Source organism: Francisella frigiditurris (assembly GCF_001880225.1).
In the GTDB taxonomy this organism is placed as follows: domain Bacteria; phylum Pseudomonadota; class Gammaproteobacteria; order Francisellales; family Francisellaceae; genus Francisella; species Francisella frigiditurris.
In genome coordinates this window covers 176,486-188,206 of the sequence record NZ_CP009654.1, presented here as the reverse complement: position 1 = coordinate 188,206, position 11,721 = coordinate 176,486, and the positions used below count along the sequence as shown (strand labels likewise).

Genomic DNA, 11,721 nt, shown 5'->3' with positions numbered 1-11,721 from the left:
TTTATGTGGAAATATTCGCCTCTTAAGACAGTTCTAATTCTGGGGCCAATGGTCTTTGCTTTTGCTTTAGCAATGGATGTTTATATGCCAGTTTTACCGGATATGAAAGAGAGTTTAAATACGACTCAGTCTATGGTCCAAGTAACGCTATCATTATTTTTAATAGTCACAGGCGTTGGACAGTTGTTTTTAGGACCCTTGTCTGATCAGTTTGGTAGATTTAAAATAATGCTTTTATCTACGTTATTATTTTTACTAGGTTCAGTGCTTTGTGCTCTTTCACCAAATATAGAATCTCTGATTGTGTCAAGAGTGATTCAAGCATTTGGCTGTTGTGGAATGTCGGTAGTTGCTTTTGCAGTGGTTAGAGATGCGTATTCTGGTAAAAAAAGCTCAATGATCTATAGTTTTATAAATGCAATAATTTCTATTTCTCCTATTCTAGGTCCATTAATAGGAGTTATCTTGACTACATATTTTAGTTGGCAGTCAGCATTTGTATTTTTGTCGATTTTGGCACTTTTTTCAGTCTTGATGACAGTTTTCTTCGTTAAAGAAAGCTTGCCTGTTGAGAGAAGGAAAAAAGTTTCAATGACAATTTTTTCAAGATACCTAACTGTTACAAAATCATTACAGTTTTGGGCTTATTCTTTGACTGCAGTCTCGGGTATGTCTTCTTTCTTTATATTGTTTTCGATGACACCTTATATTATTAATTATCTTGGATACCCTATATCGAAGATATATATAATGTTTGGTTTAGCTGGTGTAGCTTATTTAGTAGGTTCTATATTCTCTGGATTTATAGTAAATATACTTGGTGTTCGTCGAACAGCTCTTTTAGGTGTTGGGTGTATTTTCTTTGCTGGGATATTATCATCTTTTGTATATTTTGTTTCTGGACTTAGTTTGTGGGGGTTCTTTGCACCATGTTTTTTTGCAACATTTGGTTGTGCTTTAACATCTGGTACAGGTGCTAGTGGGAGTATGGAACCTTTTTTTGAAATAGCAGGAGTTGCTTCAGCGATGTTTGGCACATTAGAGTTTTCTATAAGTGGCCTGGTGGGAAGTGTTGCTATGCTATTTCCTGCAACAACAAATTTGCCTATAGCTATATCAATGTTAGTAATGTCTAGCCTGACTTTTATATTGTTACTAATATTAGGTAGAAATGAAGAAAGTAGAGTGTTAACTAAATAGTTGAGAGAATAGTATGTTTAGATCATTTTGGGAATGGTATAAAGAAGGCTGGCAAAAGACAGCTGGAATGAGATACTTTGGAATATTTATTCTGGTTTTAATTATTATTTATCAATTGTTTTTTGCAAATTAAACTCTTATTGTTCTTGAGGAAGGTTTCTAATTAATAAAGCAAACTTCATATCTTCAGGACTTACATTGTCAAACCTAATTTTTGCTTCATATCCGCTTCCTTTTGCCTCTTCCATATGATTTCCATCTTTATCAGTCATATTATCAAGAATAATTTCTCGACTTCCAGAAGGGAGCATTAATTCTATGCTGTCACCGATAATTATTTTATTTCTAACACTAATAGTTGCACAGCCTGTATGTTCATCAAAATTAGTAACTTCCCCAACAAATTGCTGAGTATTGCTTCTAGAGTCTGAATTTTCATATTTTTGATATTCATCATGCACATGACGACGGTAAAAACCTTCTGTATATCCACGGTGTGCAAGTCCTTCAAGCTTGTCCATTAAAGTCATATCAAATGGTTTTCCAGCAATAGCATCTTTAATGGCTTGATCATAAAGTTGAGCAGTTCTTGCAGCATAGAAGAATGATTTTGTTCTCCCCTCTATTTTAAAGCAATCAATCCCCATTTTTGTTAGATACTCAACATGTTGAATAGCTCTTAGATCTTTTGAGTTCATGATATATGTTCCATGCTCATCTTCAAACATGGGATTATATTGACCTGGTTCTTTATCATTTTCTATTAACAGGACTTTATCTAAAGGTGTCCCAATACCAAGCGTGGGTTGTACAGGTTCATAATCACCCCAGTCATTTTGTTTTGCTTCTGCTATTTTATAATTGTTTCTACAAGCATTATTACAAACCCCTTGATTAGGATCTCTGTGGCTATAGTAACCAGATAACAAACATCTACCTGAATATGCCATACATAAAGAGCCATGCACAAATGTCTCAATTTCCATCTCTGGGCAATGTTCTTTAATTTCAGCGATTTCTTCTAGACTTAATTCTCTAGATAATACGACTCGCTTTATACCCATTTTGTGCCAGAATTTTACAGTTTGATAATTTACAGCATTTGATTGCACAGAAAGATGTATTTCTTGATCAGGAAAATACTCTCTTACTAGCATAATCATACCAGGATCTGACATGATCATAGCATCAGGCTTTAGAGCAATAACAGGTGTTATATCTCTTATGTATGTTTTAATCTTTGCATTATGCGGAGCAATATTATTTGCTAGCATAATTTTTTTGCCCATAGCATGAGCTTCAGTTATAGCTGTTTCTAAAGTTTCTAATTTAGAGAATTCATTGTTTCTAGCTCTTAAGCTATATCTAGGTTGTCCCACGTATACAGCATCAGCACCATATGCAAAAGCATATCTCATAGCTTTTAGTGTTCCAGCTGGCGAGAGAAGTTCAGGTCTTTTCATATATTTCCTCATTTAGTCTGAGATAATTGGCTATTATTTTTTATAATAATTTGAGATTAGTTTTATAGATTTGGATTCTATATGTTTTTATTTGCTTTTCCAACTCTTGAAGTGTACTAAGGTTTTTTTTATTTAGCTATTGTGTTATTATCTCGGCATAAATTTCGTTTTTAATATTTCAGTCATTTTTCAAAGGGTTTTTAGAATGAATTTTGAGTATGCAAAAGAGAATATGATTAAGCAACAAATTCTTCCTGAAGGTGTTCCATTAGGAAGATTAATAGATGCTATTCAAGATATTCCAAGAGAAAAATTTCTGCCAAAAGGGTTCGAAACTTTAGCTTATTCAGATTCAAATTTTACTATTGGTGGAAGGGAAATTAAGAATCCGATGGTTACAGCAAGGATTTTAGATTCTTTAAATATCAAGGAAAAAGATTCTGTTTTAAAACTAGGATTAGAGTGTGGCTATACTTTAGCTCTTATCGCAAAATTAGCCGAAACTATTGATGTATTAGATTATAGTGAAGAGAGTTTAACTTTTGTTAAAAGAAAACTTGCTTCTATAGGTCTTTATAATGCTGAGTTTAACAGCATAGAGTATTTAAAAAATATCTTTGATGAAGAAAGAACTTATGATTGTGTTTATATATCAAATACTGTTAGAGAGAAAGAGATAGATGAATCCTTATTGAAGCTTTTGAAAATCGGAGGCAGAATGTGTTTTTTTGTTAAAACTGCTGTTTGCGATAAAGCTTTTTTAGTAACAAAAACATCAAAAGACGAATATAATAAAAAGTTCCTTTTTGATGTTTACAATAAATAAATAGATATATGAAAAAAACCTTATCTTTCTTATTTTTAATTTTTATATTCACAAATGTTTTTGCAGCATATGAAAAGCCGTTAGGCTCAGATGTTGCTAAAAATCCTTATAGCATTGAAAAGCAATATGCAAAAGCCGATGAAATAAGAGACGGTAATAGTTTTTATAACTTAAAAAGTGCAGCTGATGTTGCAGTGGTTGATGATAAAGAAGAGAAGCAATATAGTTTAATAGAGATTTATAATCTTGCAGCTAAACATAATGCTGAATATCAAGCAGCAAGATCAACTTTTGCTGGGAATATGGAGACAGTACCAAAAGCTTTGGGTTACTTACTACCACAAATTGATTTTGGTTATGGCTTAAGAAGAGATAGATATAATCAGTTTGGTGGTGTGGTTTTAGATACTTCAAACAATCTTATGGTTAATGGTACTCAAACTCTTTTTGATTGGTCAAAATGGAAAACTTTCACTCAAGCTACATATTTGCAAAAATCTTATGCAATGATTTATGCAAAAGCTGAGCAAGATTTGATTATTAATACAGTTACTGCTTATTTTGAGCTTTTAAGAGCTCAACAGGTATTGCAGTTTCAATTTGCAAACGAAGCTTGGAACAAAAAGCTTTATATGAACCAAGAACAACAGTACCATGCAGGAATAGTTTCATATGCTGATTTGAAAACAAGTGATGCTCAGTACAGAAAAGCTATTGCTAGTAGAGCAGATGCTCAAAAACAACTCATTCAAGCAAAAGCAGCTGTGGCAAAACTAGTTGGTAAAAAGATTAGCTCACTTTTATATGTTGCGAAAGGCACTGATTATTTTGGTCCACCGACTCCAAATGATGTTGAATATTGGCTAGAGACTTCACAAAAGTATAATCTTGATATAGCTCAAAAAGCTTTTGATTTCCAAGCAACAACTGAGGGAGTAGGTATTAAGTGGGGTAATTTCTTCCCGAATGTTGGTTTAGGTGGTGGTCTTACTGCTTCATTTAATGACTATACAGGGACTCCTCAAGAGTTGATTCAGTTTCCAACTAATTATCAAATAGCAAATATTCAAGGTAATGTTAATTGGAACTTATTAAGAGGTGGTTCTGATTATGCTCAATTGAAACAAGCTAGTTATGATAATCAAGCCTCAAACTATACTCTTTTGCAAACTCAAAGGGAGGTTTATGCAGGAGTTGTTGAGTCATTTGAAACTGTAAGATTAGATGCTATAAGAATTCAAGCTTATGAAAAATCAGTTTATGCTGGTTTAGCATCAGTAAAGGCAATTTTGGAAGGATATCAAGCCGGTACTCAAACTATTGTGGATTTATTGAACCGTCAAGCAATTTTGGTTGAAGCACAACTTGCTTTTGCAGGATCAATATTTAATTACATTGAGCATTATGCTCAGTTAAAACAACTTCAAGGTAGTCTTACTTATGAAGATGTTGAGCAAATCAATACATCTTTAGGTAAAGAAAATATAATATCTGCGATAGCAGCCGAATAGTTTTAATGAAAGAAGTCTATAGTTTTATATTAAAAATTGATGATTTTAGTCTAGAGAATTTGCAGTTAAATATAAAAAAGCATATTCCAGGCTTCAATGACGGCATGAGGTCACAGAAAATATTCTCTCAATTAGTTAGATACCATGTGTTTTATAATTTCTTTTCTATTCAGAATTTAAAATTTGGAGAATTAGAAAGTGGCAAGCCAACTTTGATAAATAAGGAGTTGGAATTTAGTATTAGCCACACTTCAGAGTATATAATTATGTCTGTTGCTAAAGATGAAATAGGAGTTGATATCGAGCAAGTAAGAGATAAAAGAAATTTAGAAAAAATAGCTTTTCGTTTTTTTTCTAAACTTGAGTATGAACAGTTGAGACAAAGCAGTAATTATAAAAATGATTTTTTTGTATTATGGACTCTTAAAGAAGCGGAAGTTAAGAAAAGCGGGTTGGGCATCTCTAAAGGATTTAAAGATGCTTGTTTTATAAAAAATTTAGATGGAAAATGGATTAGTCCTAAATTTGAGCAAGATTTTCTCACTTTTTTATATGATGATTTGGTAGGGACTGTTTGTTGCAATAATATAAACTCATTATCTAAGCGATTTTTTAGGATTACTAAAAATTTTGAGTTTGAGGAAGTAAAAGTTAGTGAGGTATTATAATATTATGATTTGCCCATTAAAAACAAACCTATACATTTACTATGCTTTGATTATAGTTTGGAGATAGAACAAAATTTAGAAATCTACCAGTACCAGAAATATAAGAATAGCTGTGATAAACGTTTACAGGAATATAAACTGATGCTGGGCTATTAATTATTTTTGTTTCCTGATTATCACCCTCTCCAAAAGTTACACTAACTTTTAGTCCTGTACCATCTTTGTTATTTCCCATGAAAACAAACATACTGTCGCAGTTATGAGCATGAGAATCTACATGTGGTTGATAAGAGTCTGAATAATCAATATCGAAAGTTCTTTCAATAACATATACGTGACTTCTTTCATCAACTCGACTGTCCATAAAAACCCATCTAGAGCCTACCCCATCACGATGATGTAATAATTCTGATGCACCTTTTACAAAAGGTATCTTAACCTCTAAATCAGAATTTATTCGTTGGGTATCTTTTCTGTCTAAGTTATTTACTAGAATAGTTCTTTCACGATTTAAAGAGGCTGGATCTATTGCCTCATAAGCTTCTGGATTATTTTTTGTGGCTTTTATATGATATTTAGAAGCATGTGTGAATACGTTTTTGCCAGTTAAAGGATGGTGTGGTTCAATATTAAAATATCCTATTCTTGATATTGCAGAAGCTAAATCTTGAGAAAGTTTAAAATTGAAGTTTCTGTTATAGAATATTTCTAATGCTTTTGCCAAAGGTATTAAATCACAGATACCAGCTCTTTCTCCAATCCCTAGTATAGAGGCGTCTATAATAGTGGACCCAGCATTAATAGCTGAAATAGCATTTGCTTGAGCAAGTCCTAGATCATTGTGCAAATGAACTTCTATTTCACAATTAAACTTTTCTTTAGCAGACTTAACAATGGCATAGCATTGGTTTGGGTGCCAAATTCCTACAGTATCTGCAAGACTTATTCTATCGGCTCCAGCATTTATAGCAGCTGTTCCTAAATCATGGATAAGATCTAAAGGTGTTCTTGAAGCATCTTCGATACTAAATCTAACTTTAAAACCAAGCTCTTTAGCTAATTTAATGGATTCAATAACTTTTTGCTTAATCCATTCTCTAGATTTATTAGTATATTTAGTAGAGAGAGCTATGTCATTATATGAAGCCCATATACCTATCCAGGTAGCTTTTGTCTCGCTAGCAGCTAATACATCTTCAGAAGTAGCTCTAGAATGTACTAGGATATCGATATTTTTAACTTGTTTAACTATTTTAGCGCATACTTGCTTTTCAGTTTCAGAAATACCAGGGTGACCAATTTCTATTATGTTGACACCAAAATCACGAAGTTTATTAGCTAGAATTATTTTCTCCTCAACAGAGAAACAAATGTTATGGGTTTGTTCGCCTTCTCTTAATGTGCTATCTAATATTAGGATTCGACTCATTATTGTTTCCTATTTAAGAAATTGATTACATCATCAATGAATTCTTGACGGGTTTTTTCATAGATAAGCCAATGTGTCGCATGTTGTATCTCTTTTAACTGCTTGTATTTTGTATTGGTCAGTTTTTCATATAAATAGTGATCTGCAAAAAAGTCTCGATCCCCATAAATAACTAAAGTAGGTGTTTTTAGTTTGCTTATGTCATAGATAGGCTTTCCATTCCAGATAGAGTATAAATCTTTCATAGGACCCATTGGTCTACGTAATGAATTTTTTACATGAGGATTTGGGTTTGGATCTATTTTTACATATACATCGCCAACTTTATTTATAACGCTGTTACTGACAATATCCTCATTTTCACCAATCATCATCTCTCCATGATGATCAATATTTTTCCAAGGAATACCAAGCATCATCTTCCAGTGGTTTTCAACCATTTTCCAAGGAACACTTTGATAAGCTGGAAGGTTGTTACTAAACTGGCCATCTTTTCCTGCGTAAGGTTTAATAAAAAGTGGCTCAAGAGACTTTTTTAGATGAGATGAATACATTGATCCGTATAATACTAAATGATCTACTTTTTGTTGATATTCAATAGAATACATTGCTGCAACAATTGATCCCCATGACCATCCTAGTAAATCTAGACTTTTTTGTTTATTTTTTTCCAAAATGAAATCAATAGCTGCATTTAATTCTTTAACAGCTTCTTTAGCTTGTAATGGATATACGCCTTTTTGAGTTGGATAAAATCCAATAGGGGTATTAAATTTTGTCATTGATTCAGGATAGGAAGATGTTCCTTCACCAATAAAATCTATAGCCCAAACGTCATAGCCATTTTCTGCTAAGCTATCCATTAATGAATATCCATGAATGTCAAAAGCTGAAAGAGAAGGGATGCTTAATGGATTTAAAAGCATAATGGTACCTTTAAAATCTTTTTCAGAAACTCTTTTTTCTTTTAGATGAATTTTTTGATCATTATATTTAATATAATAATCTGATGAATCTATATCTTTTGCATATACACTAGATATAAAAATACTTATGAAAAGTATTATAAGAAATTTATAATTCTTCATTATTCCAACTTCCTTGCTCTGGAGTTAATATCTGTGCAGAACTTGTCTGTCCCATATCTATTTTTAGTAGGTTTGGTGCATAAGTTGGTTGTAGATTTTCTCTATTTAGTATGGTTTTAAAGACTTCAAAGCTAGCAAAAATTCCAACTATATTTGCTACGGGACAGATAACTGTCCAAGGTGCTTCGCCTTTAATATAAGATTCAGCCCACTCAGGTGAGACTCCATATTTCACAGACTCTCTTGCGCGACCATCTTTAATTGAAGCTATCTCTTTTTTTACCTCAGTTGTTAACTCTTTGCCATAAGATGAATGTTGGAGTACTAATTCATATGCAGGAGTTTTGTCAGAAAAAGTCATAACAGCTCCTCTGAAAGGGGGAGTAACGGCTATCCAAGCAGAAGGGATTTTAAGTTTTTGAGCAGTGCGGTGAATGATTACGCGAGACACTAGATTATCAGTAGCATCAACTACAACATCAGAGCCTGAAATTATCTCATCAGCATTGTATTCATGGATCATTTCTTTGTACACGGTAACTTTAATATTTGGGTTAATATCATTTATAGTTTCTTTGGCGCACTCTGCTTTACTTTTTCCTACGCGTGATATGGCTGATAGCATTTGACGGTTTATGTTGCTATAGTCAAATTCGTCCATATCAACTACTTTAATGTTACCTATTCCCATACGAGCAAGACTAATTAAGGTTATGCCACCAACACCTCCAGCTCCTATAACTGTGACTTTGGCATTTTTTAGTTTTGCTTGTTCTTCATGTGTTAGTATTCCGTAGTTACGAAGATAGATTTGTTCTTCTATATTTAGTTGATTATCAAAATCGGTATTCTCGTGATTAGGTAGTTGTATTTCTTGTTCTATGTTTTGCATAATTTTATCCTTATCTCTATATCTTGTAAGCTTCCCAATATCCACACTTTGGGTTTATCACACTAACTGGATTTGTTAAATTACCCATGTCTATGTATATGCCCTTGGGTGCTGGAGCTAGAGGTTTTTGACCTATAAGAATTTGAGTGGCCTCATGGCAGCTAAATGATGCTAAAAGAGAGGCTCTTATTGGTGTTATGATCCATCCGGCTTTTCCATTACAAAAATCATCTGCCCAAGCTTGAGGAGCTCCTTTAGTAACAGAATGTTGAGCTCGCTTTTTCTTAATGCTATGCACAAATTCAGTAACCTCAGGGTCAGATATTGACTTACCTTGAGTTGGAATGTTTAAAGCGTCTTCATAAGAAATTCCATCTGGATAAAATGATGATACAAATCCACGATGAGGAGGGCTGCCAGACATTGATATACTTGGAATTCCAAGTTTTTTTGCTGCACGATGAACTACTATTCTAGAAGGCATGTCATCTAAAGCTTCTAGCACTAAGTCATGTCCCTCCATTAATTCAAAAACATTGCTTTCTGTGACTTTCACATTATGAAAATTAGTACTAAGAAAAGGGTTTATATCTTTTAAATATTTTTCTGTAGATTCACTTTTATATTTATCCATGGTTGATGTCACGGCGATCATTTGACGATTTATATTTGATAGTTCAAAAATATCAGGATCAACTCCGCTGATATGACCTATACCACTTCTAGCACATAATATTGCTTCCATTCCACCAACACCACCTAATCCAAAGATTATTATTCGGCTATTGCGTAGTTTAGTTTGTTCTTTTTCTGTATATACACCTATATTCTTTTTTGTAACCTCGTGATAAAACTTATCAGGAGATAGTTGATCTATCATGCTATTTTTCCTCATTTAATTTTTAAGCCAAAGTTGAATATCTTGGCTTAAACACTACAAATTTTTTACTAGAACTAGTGAAGTTGTAAATTAAATGGACGAACTGTCCTTATTTCTCGTTTGCGATTGTAACAAATTAGAAAAGAAAATCTAAACAGTTTTAGAGCAATTAATAAATAACTTAGAATAATAAGAACTTATAAGCATAAGAGTTATCAACTATTGAGTAAAATATTGTTATAATTATTGAGTTGCTAATTATAAATCTTTAATGTTATAGGTTCTTATGTGTGGAGTTATTGGCGTAGTAGGCCATGGTCAAGTTAGTTATACGCTCTTTGATGGGTTAAGTCTTTTACAGCATAGAGGTCAGGATGCTGCTGGTATTGCTACTTTAGATGAGGGAAGATTCTTTATTCGTAAGAATACGGGATTAGTTAATGATATCTTCTCAGATGATAAGTTAGCAAAGTCAAAAGGCTCTGTTGGCATTGGTCATGTTAGATACCCTACAGCAGGTAGCTTGGGAGCAGCGGATAGTCAGCCATTTTATGTAAATAACCCTCATGGCATAGTCTTTGCGCATAATGGAAATCTTACAAATGTTAAAGAACTTCAAAAAATACTTCACGATATAGAAAGAAGACATTTGAATACTAATTCAGACTCTGAACTTTTATTGAACTTTTTTGCTTGTGGTATGAATAAATCTCGTGGTTGTCCAACTCCAGAATCTGTTTTTAAAGCAACAAGTTTTGTATTTAAACATGCAAAAGGTGGTTATGCTTGTACTGCTATGGTAGCTAATCTTGGGTTAGTAGCTTTCAGAGATCCATACGGAATTAGACCACTGATCTTAGGAGTTAAAGAGATTGGTCAAGGCAAAAAAGAATATATGGTTGCTAGTGAAAGTGTGGCATTAGATATTTCAGGCTTTCGAATTTTAAGAGATGTTGAGCCTGGAGAGGTTATAGTTATTACAGAAGATCATAAGATACACACAAAAATATGTGCGAAAAACCCAGAGCTTTATCCATGCTTATTTGAGTATGTTTATTTTGCAAGACCAGATAGTATTATGAATGGTGTAAGTGTTTATCAAAGCCGAGTTGACTCAGGAAAGATTTTGAGTAAAAGGATCCTAGAGCTTTGGAAAAATAAGGGTATAGATATTGTTATACCTGTTCCTGAAACTGGTAGAGCATCTGCTCAAGAGATTGCTACAGCATTAGGGGTTGAGTATAGAGAGGGTTTTGTAAAAAATCGCTATGTTGGTAGAACTTTTATAATGCCAGAGTCAGTAGATAGAAAAAATTATGTTAGAAGAAAATTAAATCCTATTCCAGCTGAGTTTAAAGATAAGAATGTCTTGTTAGTAGATGACTCAATTGTTAGGGGTACAACTTCAAAAAGAATTATCGAAATGATAAGAGATTTTGGGGCTAAAAGTGTTTATCTAGCTTCAGTTTCACCAGCGGTATGCTACCCGAATGTATATGGTATTGATATGCCAACTAAGTCAGAGCTTATAGCTCATGGTAAGTCTGTGGAAGAGATCCGTCAATGGATAGGTGTAGACGGTTTGATTTATTTATCTTTGAGTGACTTGAAAGATGCTATACAAAAGCAAAATCCTAAAATTAAACATTTTGAGGATAGTGTTTTTTCTGGGCATTATGTCACTGGTGATGTTGATGATAAATATTTAGAAGAGCTAGAAAAAGAAAGAAAAGCTCTAAAAAAGAAGAATAAATAGGGAGCTTT

Annotated in this window: 10 protein-coding genes; 5 read left to right on the top strand and 5 right to left on the bottom strand. The window is 33.1% G+C overall.

Annotation, left to right across the window (positions count from 1 at the left end; genetic code table 11):
- Positions 1-3: 3 nt before the first annotated feature.
- Positions 4-1,200, top strand: coding sequence for a multidrug effflux MFS transporter (locus KX01_RS01055; RefSeq protein ID WP_071663236.1), 1,197 nt, complete (start codon positions 4-6; stop codon positions 1,198-1,200).
- A gap of 137 nt (positions 1,201-1,337) precedes the next feature.
- Here the strand turns inward: KX01_RS01055 and trhP are convergent, their stop codons facing one another.
- Positions 1,338-2,663, bottom strand: a complete 1,326-nt coding sequence (trhP, locus tag KX01_RS01050; protein WP_071663235.1) for a prephenate-dependent tRNA uridine(34) hydroxylase TrhP — start codon at positions 2,661-2,663, stop codon at positions 1,338-1,340.
- A 205-nt stretch (positions 2,664-2,868) separates the two neighbouring features.
- Here trhP and KX01_RS01045 point away from each other — a divergent pair, with 205 nt between their 5' ends.
- Genes KX01_RS01045 through KX01_RS01035 form a run of 3 tightly spaced genes read left to right on the top strand, consistent with a single transcriptional unit; the run spans position 2,869 to position 5,668 of the window.
- The gene (locus KX01_RS01045; RefSeq protein ID WP_071663234.1) at positions 2,869-3,489 is read left to right on the top strand and encodes a protein-L-isoaspartate O-methyltransferase family protein; all 621 of its coding nucleotides are present in this window, start codon (positions 2,869-2,871) and stop codon (positions 3,487-3,489) included.
- Between the two features lie 8 nt (positions 3,490-3,497).
- Complete coding sequence (locus KX01_RS01040) at positions 3,498-5,000, top strand: TolC family protein (RefSeq protein ID WP_083578875.1); 1,503 nt, start codon at positions 3,498-3,500, stop codon at positions 4,998-5,000.
- Positions 5,001-5,005: 5 nt separating this feature from the next.
- Entirely contained in the window at positions 5,006-5,668 is a 663-nt protein-coding gene (locus tag KX01_RS01035) for a 4'-phosphopantetheinyl transferase family protein (RefSeq protein ID WP_071663233.1), read from the top strand.
- 28 nt (positions 5,669-5,696) lie between these two features.
- Here KX01_RS01035 and KX01_RS01030 read toward each other — a convergent pair whose 3' ends face one another.
- Genes KX01_RS01030 through KX01_RS01015 form a run of 4 tightly spaced genes read right to left on the bottom strand, consistent with a single transcriptional unit; the run spans position 5,697 to position 9,957 of the window.
- Complete coding sequence (locus KX01_RS01030; protein WP_071663232.1) at positions 5,697-7,097, bottom strand: LeuA family protein; 1,401 nt, start codon at positions 7,095-7,097, stop codon at positions 5,697-5,699.
- Entirely contained in the window at positions 7,097-8,185 is a 1,089-nt protein-coding gene (locus tag KX01_RS01025) for an alpha/beta fold hydrolase (protein WP_071663231.1), read from the bottom strand. Before KX01_RS01025 ends, KX01_RS01030 begins: the two co-directional genes overlap by 1 nt.
- Positions 8,172-9,077, bottom strand: a complete 906-nt coding sequence (locus KX01_RS01020) for a HesA/MoeB/ThiF family protein (RefSeq protein WP_083578874.1) — start codon at positions 9,075-9,077, stop codon at positions 8,172-8,174. The genes KX01_RS01025 and KX01_RS01020 overlap by 14 nt, the downstream gene beginning before the upstream one ends.
- Positions 9,078-9,093: 16 nt before the next feature.
- Complete coding sequence (locus KX01_RS01015) at positions 9,094-9,957, bottom strand: HesA/MoeB/ThiF family protein (RefSeq protein WP_071663230.1); 864 nt, start codon at positions 9,955-9,957, stop codon at positions 9,094-9,096.
- Positions 9,958-10,243: 286 nt separating this feature from the next.
- On the opposite strand from KX01_RS01015, the gene purF reads away from it, so the two are divergent.
- A complete protein-coding gene (purF, locus tag KX01_RS01010; RefSeq protein ID WP_071663229.1) occupies positions 10,244-11,713 on the top strand; it encodes an amidophosphoribosyltransferase in 1,470 nt (489 codons plus the stop codon).
- The last annotated feature ends 8 nt before the right edge of the window (positions 11,714-11,721 follow it).